Source organism: Kurthia sp. Dielmo (assembly GCF_000307285.2).
Classification (GTDB): domain Bacteria; phylum Bacillota; class Bacilli; order Bacillales_A; family Planococcaceae; genus Kurthia; species Kurthia populi.
Genome location: NZ_HE578961.1, coordinates 124,137 through 144,816 on the forward strand (window position 1 = coordinate 124,137; position 20,680 = coordinate 144,816).

The window sequence follows — 20,680 nt, forward strand, 5'->3', positions numbered from 1 at the left end:
CCATTTATATAATCAATTAAGCGAACATTGTATCGTCGTTTGCTTCTTGTTCTTCTTTAGAGAATTCATCTTTAGGAATCGCATCCCACAGTAACTTCATACCGCGGTGTAGGTACTGAGATTCTTTCGATGTACCTGCGTGGAACTTGCCATTCTTGTCTGTGTGTAGGCTAAGGCTTCTCACGCTACGTACATTTAATACATCAAAGAATGTAAGGAACAGTTTAGTGAAGCGGTCCCATAGAAGCAATTCATCTGTTTCAACTTCCTTGCCTTCTAACGTTTTACCTGTTTGAATCCAGTATTTGAATGCCCCGCCATTGAAGTTCTGCTCTAAAGGGGTAGTGGTAAAGAAATTTGTGATGGCATACTTCGTATCAGCATCTCGTGAATAAACACCTGCTTCTTCATCGTACGTTGTGTTGAAGTGCTTCTCTAATGCCCAGATTGATGCTTTCAGAATGCTAATGCGTCCAAACTGTTGCGGCTTAGTTTCAACTTCTTTGATGTCTGTACCATCAAATGATAGGTACGGTAATAATGTTGGGCGGTCTACGAATTTACAACGTTCGCGATCAAAGATCATGATGCCAGTGTTACGGCCGCGTGATGCTACTACGATTTTCACTTCTAGTTCTGTTTTTGTGTTAGTTAATAAGTTTTTGTTTGTCATGATAAGTTATCTCCCTTTACCTCGGCTACATTGCGACTTATGAGGATCTTATATATTTGTATTAGTGTGATGACGCCAGAAAGCAATGAACGTATGCCATTCACATACGAGATAGTTTAATGACATATCCAGGTCTATGTATGTGGGAGCCGAAGCCCCCGATATTACAGGTTAGAAGCGGAAGCCGTTACCAGCTTTTCCACTGTTGCCGCCAAAGAATCCCATGACTTTGTTTTTAGCATGTGTCATACGTTGTTTCGCAACTTGGATGTCACGATCTTCACGCACTTGTTTTGCTAAACGTTGTGCTTCCTCGGTAGTAGAGTTTACGACAGCCCCGCCTAAGTCGGACCCCGCTTTCGATACCGTAGCGGTAAGATTCGCAGTAATCCCTACAACGGACTTTGACACAGGTGTTACAATGCTATTTACTGCAAAGTTAACTGTGTTATTGATGCCATGTCCTGTAGCGGTAATACTATTTGCTGTGAAGCGACCAAAACCTTTTACGCGACGGTAGTTCTTCATCTTCGCAAATTCTCGCTCTGATACGTCAGCCATAACAACGATAGGGTGGCCTGTCTCGTTATCAAAACCAACGCTTGTCACAGTGACACGTAGTTTACGCTCAACAAATTCCTTAAATGAATCACGTTGTTTGATGTTAGCGAACTCTGCAGTCAGTTCTGGGTGCGTTAATTTACCGGCTTTACGTTGTTCAGCACCGTAATCTAAATAGTCTTCGTCTTGTTGAATCAATGACTCTACACGATGCTGTTCTTCGATACTTGCTTCTAGTCCGAGCATAGTACGTTCGAATTCATCTGTTTCATCAATAACCTCGATGATTTTCATTTCAAGCATTTTGTTCATCATTTCGTTTTGCTGTTGTTCAGTGGTATTACCACGTTTAGCTAGGAAGTCGCGTACGTCTTGTACGACGTGACGGTTCCCTCTGAAAAAGATTGGTTGTGAGTTTAAATAGTCGAATGTTGTGTTAATTAAGGCCATGATAATTGGCTCCTTCCAAAATGTGTTTTACTATACCGAGTTAGTTGAGTTGTGTTCCGCGTTATCGTGCAATAAGTGAACGAGCTGCAATACGGCTCGCATGGTCTGCACCTTCATTGTTTTCGCGTGCAATGTACATGATGTCTTTTAGATTGCGTACGTTTAAGTCACGAATCTTACACCACAGGTCCTCGCAGAATGCGACACCTTTTATTCCTTTAAAAGTGTTAATCACCTCCTTACAGTCCGATTGAATTACTGCAGCGCAGCCTTCCTTCTTAATAAACTTGCATGCTTCATAGATGGCATATAGTTCGCAATGTCTTGAAGATACTGGGTTTTTCACCTTACCTGTACGGCGAATGACTCCTTGCTCTGTATGGACTTCGATTGCCCATCCACCAGCCATCTCTCCTAAGTATTCTAAGTAGCTGCCGTCTGTTTTAATGACGGTACGTTCTTTGGTGCTAGTCATTATGCCTGAACCCCCAACTCTAAACCGTAACGTTCGTTGAAGTTAATAGCTTCTGCTACTGTTACGCCACCGTCAATTGATGCAACGATAGGGCGAAGACGAGTAGGGATACCGCCGTCACGAGTTAATGATGTAGCTGGAACAATTACGCGTACGTGTTGTTTTGCGATGATAACTGGTGATACGCTCGCTGAACGATAGAATGCTTCTGTTTTAGGTGCTTTGTTTGAAAATTTCATAGTGGTAAATCTCCTCCGACTACTGGGCTCTCGTCCCTTAAAAGTCGTACAATGGTGAGCGCTTGGCTCATAATAAAAAAGCGCATACCGCCGTTAGGGGTACACGCTGTATAAATAATTAAACTTTTCTTAAAGAATCAATAAGGTTTGTAATATCGTTAACTGTTAATGCCTTATCTCCTCCAACTACTTCGTTCATATAATTGAACGCACGATGCGTAACGAATGTTTTTGCTGCTCCATCCACTTCTACTGTTACAACACTGTTCAGATAGCTCATACGATCCATCTCACGAATAAGCGCGATTGCCACCGGTCTCACATCATCTTGATTTGAACCAGCAGAGATTCTACATCTCCAGTTAAGTCCTTCTCTATGGAACGATGCTTTCGCTTCATAAGAAACGTCTGGTTCATGCGTAGCATACTTTTCTTCTAACACATTGAACTGCTCAACAAGTTGGCTGCCTAATGCGACAATTTGGTCGAATAGCTCTGGGATTTCACTAAGATCTAGTTCGACACCATACTCTGCGTGGTCCACTTGAATTTGACCTGCTTGGCCATCGTTATCGTCCATTGTGATTGTTGCTCCGTTTAGTTCTGTATTTACTTGTAGTGCTGTACCTTGTTTCTCAACGATCGTGCGAATGCTATTGATTGTGCCTACTGGTTGGAATACGTCGTTTGCTCCAGCGAATAATACTTTGATACCTGCGATTGATGTAGTTGTTTTCATGTTAAAAGCCTCCAAAATAGTTTTATAGTTTTTTGTTTTAAAAGATAATGCAATAAAGAATTGTTCTGATAGGGTGAAGCCGACTAGCTTTAATTGAAAGCTACTGATTTGAATATTACCGATTTGAACATTATGCAAATTCATAGCGTTTCCCTTCCTCTGAGTTATTTATTCTTTCACGTACTGCAAGGTCACGCGCATGGAAATCTTTAATGGCTAATGTAAGCATGTCGTCGAACGTGCATCCTAACATTCTACGAAGCATTACTAAATCTACGACAATCTCCTTATCCTCGCCTACTAACTGTAACGAACCATTTTGTAGTCCTGGCGTATTGATTGCTTTAATAACTTGTGCGCATGTAGCATCGACATCTGATTCGGTTACTGAAAGATTGAATTCGTTTTCTGGTTTGTTTTCGCAGTCAATTGTGAAGAAGTCATCTAGGAAACCGCCGTACGTTGTATCTGGGATTTGATGGTATGTTACTGTAATCATTATTAATTCCTCCAAAGAATAAAGGACGCACACTGTACGCCCTCATAGTTTATTTATATTTAATAGGTAGAAACTTTGTTTTAGGGGGGTGGCCGTTTTCTCGACCTACCCAAAGAAGGCTTGCATATCTTCAACTGCCTTCATTAACTTACGTGAAGATCGCGCGCGATTTATTACTTCAATACCTGTTGTTAAATCAATGAAGCGTACATCTTGTTTCGCAAACTTCATCACTTTCTTGATTAGGTCCTTTACTTCGTCTGCGCCTAAGCACACTTGCATTTCTGAATTTGGTACGCATACGTGATATACGTCTAGCTTTGTACCATGGTTTGAATAGGGGTTAGATGCTTTATAGCCTTTTACTGTAATCATTTGATTACCTCCTGTGAGTTGTGTATTGGTTTGTTGTAGTCAGCAACATGGCCAGTCAGTCACGACCAGCCTAATTAACCGTCCGAAAACGTGTGAGTGCTCCTACCCGCGAAGCGGAGATTGTTCCGCAAGCAAAGCACTCGGCAATGTTAGTTCATATAGTGGACTAAGCTATATGCTGTTGATTTGGTTTGTCATCATCAGATGCAGGGGAACCACCTACTGCATGACTGAGTTGCCCCAGTTTCGACCATTATTTAAATAGCCCGATGATACGGCGGATTGCACGTTTGGCCATCTTGAAGCGGAACACGTTCCACATGATGACGAATGGCATTGCCACAACTCCTAGCATGATTAATTGTTTTTCTTCGCTGTTCATTGGTTGGTTGTTCATTATATATACCTCCAGTCGTCGAGGGCTCTAGTCCCTAAAAACGACATTCATTTCAATTAGTGCGTTCATCATGGTATGTCGGAGACACACATACGAAAGCACGACAAAGAACCCTAACTTCCTCGAAGTAGGGCACCGCAGCGTAACACTCCCGCAAGAGTTGTTATTTAAAGTGTGCATTGCACACATCAGCCACATATGAAGTATGGGGAGCTTCGTGCTTGGAGCCATCGTGGTTTTCGATGGCGACGCGAAGCGGTAACACACCTCTAATGCTTGGGACAAATGTGCTGTGTCCATTAAAGTAACAATCATGTGTGCATACGAATGCGATTGTAACCTTAATGCACATAGGGGAGATCCCCTACGCACAATACTACTTATTAGAATCCGAATAAATCGTCGTCATCTTCATCTTCATCATCTAACTCAGCTAGTAACGCTGCTTTACGATCTTCTAAAGTTTCTGCTGCTTCTACAGTTTCTTCTTCGTTATCAGTTGCATCGTCACCAAATAAATCATCATTACTGTCATCAGAAACTTCATCTTCGTCATCTGTAGCGAATAGTTCTTCATCGTCTGCAGAGATTTCGTCAGCTTCTTTTGTTTCTTTCTTGCTAGATTTGAAGCGGTCTTTAATCATTGCTTTGTTTTCATCTGATTCAGCGATGATGTCGATGATGTTTTCTTCTGCATCACCTACAACTTGAATCACGATACCAACGTTTGCGTAACCTTTGTTTTTAGAGAATACTGCTTGTACTAAACGAACTTTCTTCATTGAAGCTGGTTCAGTTGTACCATTGAATACGCCATTACGTTGTTCATCGTTTGATACATTTGAGCTGTATGTGCTAACAGGTAACACTAATGCTGCTTTATTTTCGTCAGCACTTACATCCCAGATAGCAGGGATTGTTTGGCGATTCTTGTTATCCATGTTTGTTGTATAAAGCTCTTTGCCAGCTTTGAATGTAGCTAATAATTTAGCAACGTTTTCTGTAGCGTATTTAGTGATGTTGCCTTCTTCATCTTGTGTGTACATTGAATCTTCTTTGAAGTAAGAGCTATCACCTTGTAAGAATAAGATACCTTCTGGTGCTGTTTCGATAGAGCGTTCAATGATTTCTTGTGCTTTATCTTGAATGTTACGTTTTGCTACGATACGGAATTTCTGTTCGCCATCTTCATCTAATTCAATTGATTCTTGAATTTCGAATACATATTCACCTTCTGGTAAGAAGTTTACGAAGTATGGGTTGAAGCCTTTTTCGTTGAATGTCACAACGTCACCATTTTGGTATGGTAGTTCCTCAACGTTTGGCGCGATGAATAGTTCATCTTCTGTTACGAATGAAGCTTTGTAGCCTTCAAGGTCAGTTGATTCGTTGTGGATCATTTCAGCGTATAGTAATTGTTCCTCTGCGAATAGGGCACTGAAAGCAGATGACATTGTGTTTGATTTGTTATCTTCACCATAACGAAGGTCGCCAATTTGACGAGTGATTAATGCTAATTTCGCTGCATCTACACCAAGTTGAGTTGCTTTTAAACGTACGGCAGCTTTCATGAATTCAGTTAATGGTTTGTATTTTTTAGATACACGAGCACGTACTTCCATTGCTTCGTCAGTATCAGAATCAACTAATTGTAATTCATATTTTGTTTCATCGCGTTGAGCACGTTCAATTGCATCGAATTGAGTTAATGTTGATTGTACATATGAAGTGAACTCTGGGTTCTCACTTACTACTGCTGCAGCTTCGATAACCTCTGATTTAATGAATGTTGCTTCACGAGCTGTTTCATCAAGGTCGATTAATGCATTGTAGATTTCAGTAAGGCTGTATTTCTTGAACTGTTGTTTCAAGTCAGTGAAGATAGCTTTACCTTTTTTATCGTAGTCTAGTTCATCTCGGTAGAATAATGATACGCGGCTACCAGCTGTTTCTGCATTATCACTTGCGATAGTTAAGAACTGCTCAGTCATTTTTTCTTTGTATTCCGCTTTCATTTCATCAGTGAATAGCAGTTGTACTTTTACTGAACCTTTGTTAATAGATGCTACTTTATATGCTTTTGATGGGCTTGCGATTACTGATACTTCGTAAGCTTTTTTGAATGCGTCAATGTGACGTTGCATATCAATATCGAATACTAAGTCAACATCTGCTAATAATTCGATGATTGTTTTGTCTGTTGCTGATTTGAAGTCGAAGTGTTCTAACGTTTTCAAGATAGCTTCACGATCTGCGACGTTAAGTTCTGCTTGCTCTACGATTACACCAGAAGCATTAACGAATGATGTTTTCGTACGTTTGATAGCTTTGTATTTAGTGATTGTTGGTACAGTGTTATCTTTGTTGAAGATTTCGCCAAGAACACGACGAGTTTCTTCTGTTGCTACAGTGTATGCTTCTTCTGTGATGCCACGTAATGCTGCGCCGAATTTTAATGTTTCTGCTGCTGCTTTAAGTGCTTGTGACGCGTTTGCTACGATACCGATACCAGCAACTTTAGCTGATGTTTGTTTAACCATTGTTAATGCTAAGTTCTCTGCAGCGTAACCGAATTTTGATGCACGTTGAGCTTGAACTTCTTTGATGTTTTTAACGAATGATGTAGCTGCGAATTGGTTGAATTTGTTGTTTGTGAATGTCATGATAAATTTCCTCCTATGCTAAACCGTTTTGATTTAGCTCCATAAATAATTTTTTAGTTTAATGTTTGTTTTATAAATAATAAAAAGCCACACAACTGACAGTCATGCGGCAGGTCCATAATACTGAGTGACAATGAAATGATGTTGCTAAACTTACTATTAAAGTAAATCTGTAGTGCTGTGAGCTTCTGCTTGTGTTGCTGATAATGCTTCGACAATACGTTGGTCAAATACTAATGTAAAACCATCCATATCCCAGTCAGAACCAGACATGATTAAGTTCAACGTTGGGTGGAATGGAAGCATAACAATACCATCTGATAATGCTTTCATGTACGTTTTAGCGCCTTTCATTAATTCTTTAACAACTGCTACTGGTAACGTTTTGCCGTCTTTGTTTTTACGACCAAGTAATGCTGCTGCTTTATCTTCGATGCGTGATAAGATTTCATCACGAGATACAACGTTTGCAATATGGAAGTCACGAGCACCTGGTTTTGGTGAACGATAGAATACTAATTGCATTGTGATATTTCCTTCTGCATCTACTAGGTCATGCTTACGAGCATAGCTTTCTGCAGCTGGTGAATACACTTCATCTGTTCCTAATACACCTAGACGGTAAGCCGCTTCTGCGTTACGAAGGTCCTCGAATGCTTGACGAACAACACGTTTCTTCATTACACCTTTACGAATTTGCATATATGAAGGTTTGATTCCCTCTACTGATTCGTATTTAGCTGTTTGACTTTCAATACCAGCTTCTACTAAATCGTTGTAATCTTTTAATGCTTTTAAGTGAGCCGCTTCGTGTTGTGTTAAACCTTCTTCATCTGTGTTGAAGTCGATGAATTTAAAATTAGCAATATCATCTGGTGTGTTGAATAGTAGAGCAGGTAAGTCGTATAAACCAGACGCATAAGTACCAGCTACAACGTCACGAGATTTGCTATCAAGGTCACGATTTGTAACGTTGATTACATCTCCTAAAATAGAGTTAACAATAGATGATTCTTTTTCGAATGCGAAACGAGGAGCAGCACTACGCATAATACCTGTGTAGTAAAGGCTATCTCCTGTTAATTGTGAAGCAGATACTTTAGGATCACGCAATGCTTGATTGCCTTCTTCATCTGTTTCTGTACCGATTGCCGCACTTAATGCACGACGAGCTGTTTCAGCGCCTAATGTTTCGATTAATAATGGAGCTTGGTCTTGGTTTTCTACAGCCTTAGTTAATGCTTCTTTTTTATCCATACCTTCTGCTACGAATTGTTTTGCTAAATCTGCAACACGCATATCTTTCATGTTTTGTACTGCATCTTCTGTTAATAGAGATTGTCCCATTTGACCAGAGTGATTCGTTGTTTGTTTAGCAGGGTGAGAAAATGTCATAACTGGCATTGTTGTTTTTGTACCTTCACCGTATGAAACAGGAACTTTCATTTCATCTAGTGTTGCGATGTAAGTAGGGATAGCTGTTTTATCTACTACTTTTTGAATGATAACTGCGTCATATCCTTTGAAGTATGATTTGATACCATTGAATGCTTTCTTTTCATTAGCATCTGTTGCACGAGCTTCCATCCATTCTTCACGAGTGATGTATTTAATTTTGTATCCTTGGAATACTAAAGCGTGGATGTATGCTGCAATTGTTCTAGGCATGAATAGTACGCTTGCTACTTTGTTTACGCCATCGAAACGAGCTTGCATTAATTCACCCACAAAGTGTTGAGGTTTGAACATTGCGCTACCACCAATTGAAATTGAAGCATTGTTGATAGATTTCGCTACATATTCAGCACTTACGATTTCGCCACCATCTTTCAGTACGCCATAACGTTTTGTTAAATCAATCATTGGAGAAACATCATCTCCATTGAATTTCGCTAAATCTACACCAGCTGTGTGTGTTTGAGATTCACGAGTTGCGATATTGATTAAATCTGCTTTGCTTGCTTCACGATCTTTGAATTGATCAACGAAGTATTGATTCATGCCGTTTGTTGCAGCATTTGTGATTTCGCGGAATTTTGCTTTACCTTCTTCTGTATCTGGTAAGGCAATCATTAATAAGCGTTTTACTTTCGCCATACCTGGAGTGTATTGGAATCCGTATAAACGAAGCGCGCCTAATTTATTGAATTCTTCAATTGTTAATGAAGTGTTGTTTAATAGTGAACGATATGTGTTACGAGAACGAGTGTATAATTCCACTGAACCGTTATCTGCGAATACTACATATAAGCCAGTTTCTAAAGCGTCTAATGAAGATTTGTCGAATTTAACTTCTAATAAACCGTTAAGGAAGTTCTCAACTTTCATTTCACCAAGATCTGTCATGATTGTTGTTTCTCTTTGTAATGCTTGACCTTCTAAGCCTTCTACCATTTCGATATAGCGATCTGTAGAAACACCTGTTTTTGTAGATGCTACAGAAGTGCTTACTTGGTGTACGTTTTCAAGAACCACCTTGCGAATTGTTACGCCGTCTTTTACTGCGCGGAATACTTCTTCAAGGTACGCTTTGATTTTGTTACCTTTAGCTTTTGGTAACAGGTTTACTGCTACAGTTGATAGTTCTGATTTAACGTAGTTTACTTCTGGTAATGCTAATACTGTTGTTGCTGCTTCTGTTACTGTTGCTTGTGTAGATGTTTTCATGATATAATTTCTCCTGTGTAGATGCTTGCCTTGTTGCAAGTCATCTCTGACGCATGCTCAATATGCGTAGATGCTACCTATATGGTTAGTCATCGTTTCTCTTATGTAAGTAGTGGTGTTATAACCAGTTACTTACGTTGTAGTCTTCCAAACTACAACTTGTGAGCCTTTTATAAAGACTCGCCATTACAGAAAAGAGTCCAATCTTTCCTATAATGAATCGTAATAAGTACGTCCAATACTTATTACATAGACGGGTGTTTCCTCACTCGTCTTTTTTTTTATTGCCTTCCATCTGCGTTTGTACGGGCTTTGGACCGTTATACATTTGTATAGCCGCATTAAAAGCAGGGCTCTATATAGAACCCCTTATATGACTACATGCTCATATAGTCATTCTTAGCGTATGCAAAGTGTTGTTCAGCAGGGCAGTGGAATAATAACCATTGGTTCTTGCCATCTTTAGATACTGAGATGACACTAGCTACTATGTCCTTCCCTTGCTTAATCAACTTACATACGACATGATTACCAGCTAATTTGTGTCTGCTGATAATGTTCACCTGTGCTTCTGTGTATTCCTCTTTGCTTAAATCTACTGACTTTACCATAATGTATCTCTCCCATTCCTATGTGTTATTTGTTGTTATGCATGAATAATGGTTTGCGTTTTAATTGATTAATGTAACGTTCGTTATATGTGATATAGCGATTGCGTAAACGATCTGGAATATAGCGAAGTCCTATACGATACGCTCGCTCTTCTAATTTCAATTGAATCTTTCCTAATGTTGGCTTGTGCTTATGAACAACCATTGCTGCCATATTGGCTAATTGGTAACGGCATGCTGGATCATTGGCATGTCCTAGTTCATGTGCCATTGCGATAAGGTAGTTATCTACAATTTCTTTAACGCTAATGACAGCATCATTGCCCATCAAATCAAATAAAAGACGATCACATACATTCATGTAAATGTGACCGCCTTCGAATAAACCGATTGCTTTGTAATTGAATAAAGAATCATCTTCTGTAAAGACTACATCTATATCCTTTAATTGCTCTGCGTATACGTTAGTTACATCACGTTGGATAGCTAAACGCAGGTTGTTCATAATGAATTGCTTGTTCATCTTTAGTCGCTCCCTTTTTATCTTGGGCATAGGTATGCTGTTTCTAGGCAGATTTTGATACGTTGTTTAGAAAAGCGAAATGGCATACCCGGGGCTCCAAAATATGTGTTTTTGAGTGTATATATATAATGGGTAGCCACAGGATTTTTTCATTTTTTCGTTTCCGCATAGGGTTTTTACAATCCGTATATATTTTTTATGTAGTCTTAGTTTCGTTTTAAATTGTCAGACTATTAAAGTCTTTAATGAGGCCTTAAGAAAAAATTGCGCCATAAGAAAGTTTGTGCAAAAATAGTAGCTGCCTTTCGAGGTACTAATACAAATGAGGGGAGAGATTTTAATGGAAAATGAAAATCAAGATTATTTCAACGAGGACGACACCACATTCTATGACAATGGTGATGAAATTCTTATTAACAATGAGCAGTCTACATTCGGTGTATGTACAGTAGAGCAAGTAAAAGTTTCTGAGTCATTCGAAGATGAAGATGGTCGCCAACAATCAATGGAACGATTAGTTGTACAAGGTACTTTGCAAATCAACGACTATCTCGAAGATATTGAAGCTATTCAGTTCGGAAATTATTTCGTACGCAACGTGAATGTCATTAGAGAAGTTATTACAAATGCACAAGTATATGTTCACTACGAGTTTGTTGCTGACGGTGTTACGATTGTTCCACCTCAACCAATCAAGGAAGTGGGGGAAGTAGAATGACAAATGTACAAGATGAAGTCGTAGAGGAAGCGGCAGAGGAAGTTCTACCAGAAGGTTTTGATTTAACCGCCCTGGCAGGAAATGATTCGCCAACTGGTTTAACCCCTGTGGAGCGTAGACTACAGTTTGAAGAAAATGTGAAGAATATCTGGGGATTTAGCGAGACTGGATGCGAAGCAAAAAGCGCAGCTATGGCCATGCTATCAACCAAAACAGGAATGTATGCACGTATTCCAATTACCTGTAAAGGTGAAGGATGTCCGTATGCATCGACTTGTAAGCTGTTGCCGTACGACCTTGCCCCAGTCGGAGAACCTTGTCCTATTGAAGCGGCAGAGATTGAGTTACGTTTCAGCGGTTATGCAGAGGACTTCGGCTATCTTGAAAATACAATCAGCTTCACAGACCGCGCCTTAATTAGTGACTTGATTAACCAAGATATTCTACTTGAACGATGTAAGTCGTTGATGGCTGCAGAAGGCGTACCAGTAGTAGATGTCGTAGCTGGAATCAGTGAACAAGGTGAAGAGTTTTATCAACCGCAAGTATCAAAACACTGGGAAGCGTACGAGCGAATCATTAAACGCCGTAACGAAATTTACAATTTACTATTAGCTACACGTAAAGACCGTAAAGGCGAGCAAGATGTTGGTTCAACAGCTATGGATCAAATCATGTCGTTTGTACAAGATGCAGACTACGCAGAAATTGATACACGCCCAGAGAATATTCAATAGGAGGAATACATAATGAAAATTGGACCAACTGGTTCTGATTTAGGAGATTCGATTTTAGCCGCATTTAGTTCTGGCGGTTTTCGAGAAAACATCCTCAATTCAAATAAAGCAATTCAAAATGTACATGCTGGCGGTATGCTCGGCGGTATTTCACAATCGGTCAATGCCTATCGAGATACTGGCGACCTTGCAAGATCAATTAAAGCTGCGCACTCAAATGAAGATGGCGCATTAAACTATGGTCGTATTGCAGGTAGCGTATTGACTGCTGGTGTCGGTTATCGTGCATTAAGTGGTGGTGGTTTGTATCGTGATAAGGACGGTCAAACAAACATTGCTGGCGTACCGTTTATTTAGGAGGGGCTGTAAATGGTATTCTCAAACGGTTTCGCAGTAAGCGGAGCTCTAGCTGGTGGCGCAGTTGGTGGTACGACAGGTATCATCGCCGCCGCCAATAGTGACAACCCAGCAGGCGTCATGGGCTCTGCCGGTGTCGGTTCTGCAATTGGGGCAACAGTCGGTGGTATCGGAGCAGGTGTATTACCAAACTTCGGTGAAGCTGGCAAGAAAGTCGGTACTGGTTTAGCAAAAGGTTTATTCGTTCAACCAGCACATGCTTATATGAATAGCTTCAAAACGGTCTCTGGCAACGGGAGTTTGCGAACAGCTGTCGGCAGTTTAGGCATTGGCAGTGGGATGGCAGGTGCCGGTATTGGTATGTACTTTGGAAACAAATTCACCGGTGGAGATGGTTCTGGTGCCTTGACTGGTGCCGCGATTGGTGGAGCTGCTGGTTTAGCCGCGCCATTAGCACTTGGAGCAACGTCTGCAGCAGTTGGTTTTGGAGGAATGGCCTTACTAAAAAACTCTGGGCGTATTATGTCTGGAGTTGGTTCAGTAGGGATAGGTACAGCGCTAGGTTCAGCCGCAACAGCTGGGCATCTTCTCGCACCAAAAACGTTGAAAGGTACATCTTTCGATCCGCGTACAGGCAACGCGCTTGCTCGTGGTGTTAAACGCGCGGGCTACTTTGCGACAAATCCAGTACAAAAATATGCAAAGTTCGCAACAGGCGTTGCTGGCAAGATGTTTAAGTATGAGAATGCTTCTGCTAAATTGAACAGCAAAGGTAAGATGGTTCATACACCTGGTCGAATGCGCTTGTCCAAATTAGGATTAGGTGTCGGCGCAGTAGGGATGTTAATTGCATCTGGTACATCAGCAACAAAAGATTATCTAAATCGTAGTGGTTCTCCAAGTGGGGCATCGACTCCTACACCAAAACCATACAGCTATGTAGATAATGGCGGTGCGACAGGTGACTTAGTGTTTGCTATGCACAACAATCGAAATTAACAAGGAGGAGATACGATGCCGGCATTAGGTTCTATCCTTCGATCCGCTTCTGGGTTCAACAAATTCAAGAACTCAAATAAAGGTCGAATGGTCAGCATAGGTCTTAGTGGATTAGGTTTTGTCCATGAATACAATGAAAATCGCGCAGAAGGCGATGGTGTTGCAAAGTCTGCCGTAAAAGGTGCGGGTAATGCATTCATTATGGATGCTGTCGGGATGCCTGTGTACTTTGGTGCTATGGCGTTAGGTGGAGCTGTAAAAGGTGGCGGCGCAATCGCTTCAAGTGTTGCACGAACATCAAGAGAGATGGCGCGTAGCAATCAAGCATTTGCGACGTCAACGTTCGTTGATACTCAACAAGCCTACACGATGCGACAAGCAGGTATGCAACAAGTGCAATCATCCGAAATGAATACAAAACGGGCATTACTCGGTAATGAAGCGAGGTATATGTAGATGAATATTTCGCCCTCTGTATTACGTTCGTTCAAAAAGACAGGAGCACTAGTAACTGCTGGCGCAACGATATTGGATTATGGCATCAATAAAGCACAAGGTAAGTCGACAATGGAAGCGGCAGGAAGCGCAGCGGGAACAGCTGTAATGTCTCATTTTTTACCATGGTACGCTACGTTTGCTTTGCAAGCACATCCTTTATTAAAAGGGGCAGTAGGAGAAAGTGTAAGAGAAGTAGACATGAAGTCACGCGACTTTGCGCGAAACAATCAAGCATTTTCTAACTCTTACTTCTCTGATAACTCTCAAACGTTTACGATGCGACAAGCAGGTATGGCCTCAATTGAGCGAGCGAAATATAATCAGCAGAATGCCATGTTAGGTAGCGAAGCAAAATATATGAACTATTAAATGAGGTGAAAAGAAATGGTTAAAATATCTAGATCAGCACGTAATGCCAAAAACCAGCATCACATCAAACAACACGAAGCCCTACGAGGGAAATTCGAAAATGATAATATGATGCCTAAGAAGTATGGTTTCGATGAACATGTCGAAGACTATAAAAAACAAGGTGGAGACGTCGGTAACTACAAGGATTTTAAAGAATTCGCTCTGCAGAATACAGGACGTAAAACACAAGCTGCAAAAGATATGCAGATGAAAAAAGAAGAAATGCTACGTTTGAATCGCCACAATACTCAGCAGCGTCAACGAATGCTAGAGGAATCGCGTAAGCCAAATACGAAACCTTCTAGCAACCCTATTGAAATGAGCGCAGCGGAAGAAGCTCAAATGTTTAGAGAATTGAATCAACCACAAAATGAGAGATCAGTGACTCGACAAGAGCGTAGGCAAGCAGAGAAAGCAAAAGCTCGAACGCAGCGAAGTGAAGCACCGCCAAAAGGTGTTGACCAATCTTACTACGAAAACGTATATCGAGAAGGAAACTCTCGTCCAGAAAAACGTTTAGCTAAACAACTGGCAAGCAAGCACATGGGATTACAGAATCATGTAGATACATTCCAAAAAGCAGTGAAGAGTGGAAAGTTAAAGGATGAAGAAGAAATTCGAAGTGAATTACGTGGTATCGGTAAACGATTGAATCACAAAGGTGAAGATATGGATGACTGGGTAGATAAAATGAGTTCATCTAAATCATTTGATGGCCTTCAAAAAGAAGTAAAAGATCACCGATTCGAAGCAAACTTACATGACAAGATGATAGCGAACAAAGGCTATCAAGCTGGTGTTGGTGCGCTAGGTACAGTCTGGCTTGTGAATAATATGGCTGCGGGCAAGGGGCAACAATCTAACTCGCAACTTTATGGCCAACAACAGTCCTATTACTAATAGTAAAAAAATAAAGGACTAAAAAGGGAGTAATAAATACATATGCCGAAGAATAAATTATCCGCTATCGAAGTAGAACGATTTAAAGAGATTATGGCAAACCCTGTAATGTGGGCTCGTGCATTCATTCGCACCTTCAATCCGAAGACGAAAAAGCATGAACCTTGGGTAGCCCGCTGGTATCAAGCAGAAATCTTACTAGATGAATCGGTCAAAAAGGTTGCTAGGTGTGGACGCCGTACGGGTAAACATTTGCTCTTCATTTGTGAATTGCTGGAAGGTCCAACTCCCTTGGAAGAATCAGCAGCCATGTCCTATAGAAATAGGAAGGGTTCAGAGACTACGAGCGCAAATGTTTTAATACAACACGAGAGAGGTTATGCCACATGAAATTTGTAGCAGAACGAAAAATCGAAAATCGCGTACTATCAGTAAACATTAAATTTGATAGCTACGGTGAAGGCGACTTAACAGATGAACAGGAAAAAGCGTTGGTTAGCGCATTCGGCAATCCTGTCATCTCAGTAGGTGGCGAGTTTAAAGCGAAGTTTGACGAGAAAGGTCAATTCGTAGAAGATCCAGAAGCAATCGGTGAAGAAGTATCGTTCATTATCGTTAATAAGACGGCAGAGCTTGGCGAGAATTTCGTAGCGTCATATTCTATTGGGTTAGATAAAGCAGCTGCATACATTAATGAAAAATCTCTATTAAAAGAGGATTACTTACAAGCCGTAGCTCGCTGTGAGCTTTTCGAAAAAACTATCCAAGATCGCGCGGTTGCCGCAGCTGATAAGTTACAAGCAAAATCAACTGCATTCACAACTGGCTACCCACGCGATTTCTTTGCATAAGGAGGACGGATCATGCAACTAAAATACACAAGTAGTATTCGTAAACGCATTATCTGCTTAAATGTAGAGACGACAAACTTCACTACAAACGAGCGAATCGCCTTAGAAGAATTAGGCGAGCCAGTCATTGAAATGGAGAAAATGTTCAAAGGTAAATATCCTGTGCAATTTTCTAAAACAATTCGTACTGGCTTGAAGTTAGCTATCCGCTTCGATGGTCGTGAAAATATTGAAGAAGCATCGCAAGCCGCAAATGAATTTGTAGAGGAATTAGGCGAACTAATCCGTACAAAAATGAGCGACCTTATGGAAACATACGATGATGTCAATTTTATTTTTGACCGTAAGAATGGATTAACTACCCTATAGATTGTATTAAAAAAGATATAGTCCGCCCCTGTTTTTAACAGGGTAGCGAAAACAGAGACCATGTGCGTAAATGGTCTTTACAAGGGGTCCACCCAACCAAACCAACGTATTCTGTATGTTACGCCATACGAGACGCAAGTACGTTTAATCTTTATGCGTCTAAACGAAATGATTGACGGTAGCCCGCTTCTACAAGAGCAAGTTGCTCGTCGTATCAAAAACCCATTCATGATTGAATTTAAAAATGGCTCTGCTATCATGGGCTTCACGACAGGTGCTTCGTCTGGTACAGGCGGTGCTTCTATTCGTGGCCAACGTGCCGATTATATTCACATGGATGAAGTGGATTAACCATATAGTCCACTATAAATAGGGTGAATTGCTGGAAGGTTTGGTGTAAAATCTGCATCAGAATAATCAGCAGCCATGCTGTTAGGAGGTTTTATTATGGGAGAACTTATTTTCCTAAATGAACATAATGAAGTAAAAGAAGCGATTGAACACGACAAACAGGACATGTTGAATATGCTAGACACAATCCAAAAAGTAGTAGAGGATGGCGAAGCTGTCTCTTTATACATTGGATGTGCGCTAACAGACAATACAAGTATAAGCTGGTCATCTGGACGTTTTAATTATAACCAACGCGCCAGACTAATTAGTGAATTACATGATGAACAATGTGCTCATGCTTTAGATTTACTTGATGACTAACGGAGGGTTCAGAGACTATTAATAGCGCCCTACATAGATGATATAGTCCGAAGTGAAAACGTATATGACCGAAGCTGACTTTGATACCGTAACAACAATTGCCGCTGAACGTAGCGACATCGGTATCTTCTTGTCATCTACTCCAACAGGTGCTCGCTCTAAGTTCTATCAAGCGTGTACCGATAAATCAATGGGCTTCACTGAACATTTCCATCCATCAAGCCATAACCCGAACTGGGATGCCACGATGGAAGCTCAATTCAGAGCTCAACTTACGCCGTCTGGTTACACGCATGAAATCGAAGCAGATTTCGGCGCGCAAGATACCGGTGTATTCAACAAAGATAAGGTCGATAAAGCAATGTCATTCCAAAACTATTACTACAATCCGCTATCTGTTATCCAGTTGGATCGCGTGAAGCGTGAAGCGGAGAATGGGACCCCGACACCAATTAACAGAGTGTACGATGGTATACCTGTGCCACGAAATACATTCCGTACGATGGGCGTCGACTGGGATAAATACCAAGCATCAAGTAGTATATTGATAATGGACTATGACATTGAATCGAAAAAATTCATTGTTGTTAAACGTATTGAAGTACCGAAAGCGGAGTATTCATACGATGCAGCAGTTAATTTGATTGTTGAACTAAACGAAATATATAATCCGACATGGATCTACTGTGACCGCGGATCAGGCGAGTATCAAATAGAACGTCTACATATTATTGGGGAAGAACGTCCAGAGACGGGCCTTAAACATAAAGTGAAGGGCTGGCAGTTTGCTAACAAAATTGACGTAATGGACCCAGTTACAAAAGAGATGGTTAAAGAGCCAATGAAACCATTCATGGTTAACCAATTGATTATGGCCTTCGAGCGTGAGCAATTGATTCTTTCTCCATTCGATGAAATCTTACATAAGCAATTAATCGACTATGAAGTAGTGCGCCAGCAACAAAATGGTGCGCCAATTTTCACTTCTGAAAATGAACACTTTGTCGATACATTAGGTTTGGCTTTCCTTGCATTCGTACTCGAATTTACGGAGCTTACCAATACAATCAAAAAAGTTCGATATGAAATGGCGATGTCATCTATACAAAAACGCCCTGGTCAAAAACGTGTAGAAACATCGTTACGCCAAGCAGCCGCAAGTGAAACAAGCTTTAGTCAACAAATTGAAGCGGCACACCATGACGGCGACCTACCAGGGGATCGTCCTACATGGACGCAAGTACGAAATTCTTCTCGTCGACGCTCTAACGGACGCGGTTGGGGGAGTCGTACAGGCGGCGCAACAAGAACTGTTTGGTAAAAATATAGCCTTTTTATCCTCTTAGCTGTAAAATGCTAAGGGGATTTTTCAATAAGGAGGACTTTTCACATGGCAGACTACAACGAGCAACCGATTAACTACAAACCAAAGATTGAGTATAGTCGTGATTACTATACAGACGGCTATGTTCCATACAGTGACGAACCTGTAGAAACTATACCGTTAAACCCAGACGGTGATTTGTTCGAAGATGAACGTAAAGAGATTCTTGATAAAATCGAAAAGATTGAAAAGCTGTTAGATATTGCGCCGGAAGATGTACGAAAGATATTGACACCTTCCTTGCAATACTATAAAAGAGATTTGTCTAGCGACAAGTGGCACGTTCCAGATGAAAGTGAGTTTGTAAGGAATGATGAAACAACGTCAGATGATATGCCAACACCAGATGATGATATGGATGACTACACTCCAAACGCTGACATCTCAGACGACATACCAAAACTTTTTCCAGATGACATCGAACTGGATAAAGAACTTGGAGATGTAGAGCCTTTCGTTAAAGCGGCCATCAAAAAGCGTTTAGACGACACGAAGGTAATTTATCAAGATTACGTGGACAGTTTGTATCGTTCATTGTCTCGATTCTGGAAAGATAATATGTCGGTCGCTATTCCAGCTGGCGTTGGTTCTATAAAAGAACTTCAAATGCACTATATACTTTCTGGCCAAAGCATTCCTAATACACTGAAACATGTATCGGATAGTATCACGCGGAGCCAAATCAAGCGTAAACAAAACACGTTATTCTTTACTAAGATTTACAACATCGACAAAACGATTGCGCATCTACGACAAAATGATGCAGCGCAAACATTACGTGATGCTTACTACGAAGGTCGTGACAAAGCGAAATCTTACGGTGATTCAATCTCAGGGGATGACTGGCGTAATTCAAAATACATTACTGCCAACGATTACTTAGACACACATCAAAACCAAGAGCTTGCTAGGGCAAGGCATGAATACGACGAGAAGTATTTCAAAGCAACGAAAAATTTCTATAAATATTTAATGAGCTCTTGTACTTTAACAGATGGTATTTTACGTGCTTACACGAACGAAGCTACGAGTAAAGCAGTTCTTATGCGAAACGGTATAGACATCAACAAACATGTCGAAGAAGAAGCCAAGCTAAAAGAGCACGAAGCTAAGGCACTAAAGAAAACGACCGAAGCGCGTATTGAGAAGTCCATCTCAAATGAAGCGGAACGAGTAGAGAAAATTAAGTCCGCTATTAAGAAGAGTGACGAAGATGTCGCAAAGTTCTTTAGTGACTTTGCAGATCCAGCCGATTTCACAGGTGCAACATCATCATCTGACAACAGCAAGGGTGAAAGCAATAGCTCAGATAATTACGATGTTTCATATGAGGATGGCAAACAATCGAAGAAGGCTCAGAAGATAATTGACTTTGCCCTGAAATATTACAAGGAGAACAAATCCAAAATTTATTACAATAACAATTCCGCAAAAGGTCGGGGCAAGAAACGTGCCGACGGTAAATTAGGAATGGATTGTACTTTATTTACATACCTAGTAATGAAAGAAGCCCTTGGTATCAATACTGGCGAAATAAAATCTGTAGGCCAACAATTAAATATGCCAGGTGGTAAGCGAATTTATGTCGGAGGAAAAATAGATAAAATGATGCCGGGCGACATTTGTTATCAAGTTGCTGGCAAAACTGGTTATCAAGGACATCCAGCAAGTGTCAACATTGACGGGCATAGTATGAGCAAGTCATGGTCGCATGTGTATATCTATCTTGGTGATCATAAGTGCGTAGAATGCACGAAGTGGAGTGGAGCAGGTGTGGATGGACTTCATTATCAAGAAAGATTTAAAGACACGTACGCTTCGACCACCATGTTCGTACGACGCTTTTAATACATTAAAAAATAGGGGGACA

Annotated in this window: 26 protein-coding genes; 14 read left to right on the forward strand and 12 right to left on the reverse strand. The window is 40.7% G+C overall.

Annotation, left to right across the window (positions count from 1 at the left end; translation table 11 throughout):
• Positions 1 to 16 precede the first annotated feature (16 nt).
• From KTHG_RS16155 to KTHG_RS16205, 12 genes are all read right to left on the reverse strand, one after another.
• Positions 17 to 673 carry a hypothetical protein gene (locus tag KTHG_RS16155; RefSeq protein ID WP_139995188.1) on the reverse strand — a complete coding sequence of 219 codons (657 nt, stop codon included), beginning with the start codon at positions 671 to 673 and terminating at the stop codon, positions 17 to 19.
• A 171-nt stretch (positions 674 to 844) separates the two neighbouring features.
• Positions 845 to 1,684: a hypothetical protein gene (locus tag KTHG_RS16160; RefSeq protein WP_139995190.1), complete on the reverse strand. Its 840-nt coding sequence runs from the start codon at positions 1,682 to 1,684 to the stop codon at positions 845 to 847.
• Positions 1,685 to 1,745: 61 nt separating this feature from the next.
• Positions 1,746 to 2,159 (reverse strand): ribonuclease H family protein, encoded by a 414-nt coding sequence (locus tag KTHG_RS16165; protein ID WP_139995192.1) that lies wholly within the window; start codon positions 2,157 to 2,159, stop codon positions 1,746 to 1,748.
• Entirely contained in the window at positions 2,159 to 2,398 is a 240-nt protein-coding gene (locus KTHG_RS16170) for a hypothetical protein (protein ID WP_139995194.1), read from the reverse strand. The genes KTHG_RS16165 and KTHG_RS16170 overlap by 1 nt, the downstream gene beginning before the upstream one ends.
• 118 nt (positions 2,399 to 2,516) lie before the next feature.
• A complete protein-coding gene (locus KTHG_RS16175) occupies positions 2,517 to 3,137 on the reverse strand; it encodes a hypothetical protein (RefSeq protein ID WP_139995196.1) in 621 nt (206 codons plus the stop codon).
• 130 nt (positions 3,138 to 3,267) lie between these two features.
• Complete coding sequence (locus KTHG_RS16180; RefSeq protein WP_139995198.1) at positions 3,268 to 3,636, reverse strand: hypothetical protein; 369 nt, start codon at positions 3,634 to 3,636, stop codon at positions 3,268 to 3,270.
• A gap of 105 nt (positions 3,637 to 3,741) precedes the next feature.
• Complete coding sequence (locus KTHG_RS16185; protein WP_139995200.1) at positions 3,742 to 4,011, reverse strand: hypothetical protein; 270 nt, start codon at positions 4,009 to 4,011, stop codon at positions 3,742 to 3,744.
• Positions 4,012 to 4,264: 253 nt separating this feature from the next.
• A complete protein-coding gene (locus KTHG_RS21505; RefSeq protein WP_186439673.1) occupies positions 4,265 to 4,408 on the reverse strand; it encodes a hypothetical protein in 144 nt (47 codons plus the stop codon).
• A 383-nt stretch (positions 4,409 to 4,791) separates the two neighbouring features.
• The gene (locus tag KTHG_RS16190; RefSeq protein ID WP_139995202.1) at positions 4,792 to 7,071 is read right to left on the reverse strand and encodes a hypothetical protein; all 2,280 of its coding nucleotides are present in this window, start codon (positions 7,069 to 7,071) and stop codon (positions 4,792 to 4,794) included.
• A gap of 159 nt (positions 7,072 to 7,230) precedes the next feature.
• Positions 7,231 to 9,738 carry a hypothetical protein gene (locus KTHG_RS16195; RefSeq protein ID WP_139995204.1) on the reverse strand — a complete coding sequence of 836 codons (2,508 nt, stop codon included), beginning with the start codon at positions 9,736 to 9,738 and terminating at the stop codon, positions 7,231 to 7,233.
• A gap of 377 nt (positions 9,739 to 10,115) precedes the next feature.
• A complete protein-coding gene (locus tag KTHG_RS16200; RefSeq protein ID WP_139995206.1) occupies positions 10,116 to 10,349 on the reverse strand; it encodes a hypothetical protein in 234 nt (77 codons plus the stop codon).
• A gap of 25 nt (positions 10,350 to 10,374) precedes the next feature.
• On the reverse strand, positions 10,375 to 10,872 hold the full coding sequence (locus KTHG_RS16205; RefSeq protein ID WP_139995208.1) for a hypothetical protein: 498 nt from the start codon (positions 10,870 to 10,872) through the stop codon (positions 10,375 to 10,377).
• Between the two features lie 340 nt (positions 10,873 to 11,212).
• On the opposite strand from KTHG_RS16205, the gene KTHG_RS16210 reads away from it, so the two are divergent.
• The 14 genes from KTHG_RS16210 (at position 11,213) to KTHG_RS16275 (ending at position 20,658) form a co-directional block, all read left to right on the forward strand.
• The gene (locus tag KTHG_RS16210; protein WP_139995210.1) at positions 11,213 to 11,590 is read left to right on the forward strand and encodes a hypothetical protein; all 378 of its coding nucleotides are present in this window, start codon (positions 11,213 to 11,215) and stop codon (positions 11,588 to 11,590) included.
• Positions 11,587 to 12,327, forward strand: coding sequence for a hypothetical protein (locus tag KTHG_RS16215; protein WP_139995212.1), 741 nt, complete (start codon positions 11,587 to 11,589; stop codon positions 12,325 to 12,327). The genes KTHG_RS16210 and KTHG_RS16215 overlap by 4 nt, the downstream gene beginning before the upstream one ends.
• A 12-nt stretch (positions 12,328 to 12,339) precedes the next feature.
• Entirely contained in the window at positions 12,340 to 12,684 is a 345-nt protein-coding gene (locus tag KTHG_RS16220; RefSeq protein WP_139995214.1) for a hypothetical protein, read from the forward strand.
• 12 nt (positions 12,685 to 12,696) lie between these two features.
• Entirely contained in the window at positions 12,697 to 13,683 is a 987-nt protein-coding gene (locus tag KTHG_RS16225; protein WP_139995216.1) for a hypothetical protein, read from the forward strand.
• Positions 13,684 to 13,698: 15 nt separating this feature from the next.
• A complete protein-coding gene (locus KTHG_RS16230) occupies positions 13,699 to 14,139 on the forward strand; it encodes a hypothetical protein (RefSeq protein WP_139995218.1) in 441 nt (146 codons plus the stop codon).
• Positions 14,140 to 14,550: a hypothetical protein gene (locus tag KTHG_RS16235; protein ID WP_139995220.1), complete on the forward strand. Its 411-nt coding sequence runs from the start codon at positions 14,140 to 14,142 to the stop codon at positions 14,548 to 14,550.
• Positions 14,551 to 14,565: 15 nt separating this feature from the next.
• A complete protein-coding gene (locus KTHG_RS16240) occupies positions 14,566 to 15,492 on the forward strand; it encodes a hypothetical protein (protein WP_139995222.1) in 927 nt (308 codons plus the stop codon).
• A 42-nt stretch (positions 15,493 to 15,534) separates the two neighbouring features.
• On the forward strand, positions 15,535 to 15,882 hold the full coding sequence (locus tag KTHG_RS16245; protein ID WP_139995224.1) for a hypothetical protein: 348 nt from the start codon (positions 15,535 to 15,537) through the stop codon (positions 15,880 to 15,882).
• A complete protein-coding gene (locus tag KTHG_RS16250) occupies positions 15,879 to 16,343 on the forward strand; it encodes a hypothetical protein (RefSeq protein WP_139995226.1) in 465 nt (154 codons plus the stop codon). Before KTHG_RS16245 ends, KTHG_RS16250 begins: the two co-directional genes overlap by 4 nt.
• Before the next feature lie 12 nt (positions 16,344 to 16,355).
• On the forward strand, positions 16,356 to 16,712 hold the full coding sequence (locus KTHG_RS16255) for a hypothetical protein (RefSeq protein ID WP_139995228.1): 357 nt from the start codon (positions 16,356 to 16,358) through the stop codon (positions 16,710 to 16,712).
• A 153-nt stretch (positions 16,713 to 16,865) separates the two neighbouring features.
• Positions 16,866 to 17,063 (forward strand): hypothetical protein, encoded by a 198-nt coding sequence (locus tag KTHG_RS16260; RefSeq protein WP_139995230.1) that lies wholly within the window; start codon positions 16,866 to 16,868, stop codon positions 17,061 to 17,063.
• 96 nt (positions 17,064 to 17,159) lie between these two features.
• The gene (locus KTHG_RS16265; RefSeq protein ID WP_139995232.1) at positions 17,160 to 17,426 is read left to right on the forward strand and encodes a hypothetical protein; all 267 of its coding nucleotides are present in this window, start codon (positions 17,160 to 17,162) and stop codon (positions 17,424 to 17,426) included.
• A gap of 64 nt (positions 17,427 to 17,490) precedes the next feature.
• Positions 17,491 to 18,747 (forward strand): hypothetical protein, encoded by a 1,257-nt coding sequence (locus tag KTHG_RS16270; protein ID WP_139995234.1) that lies wholly within the window; start codon positions 17,491 to 17,493, stop codon positions 18,745 to 18,747.
• A gap of 69 nt (positions 18,748 to 18,816) precedes the next feature.
• Positions 18,817 to 20,658, forward strand: coding sequence for a hypothetical protein (locus KTHG_RS16275; RefSeq protein ID WP_139995236.1), 1,842 nt, complete (start codon positions 18,817 to 18,819; stop codon positions 20,656 to 20,658).
• Positions 20,659 to 20,680: the final 22 nt, after the last annotated feature.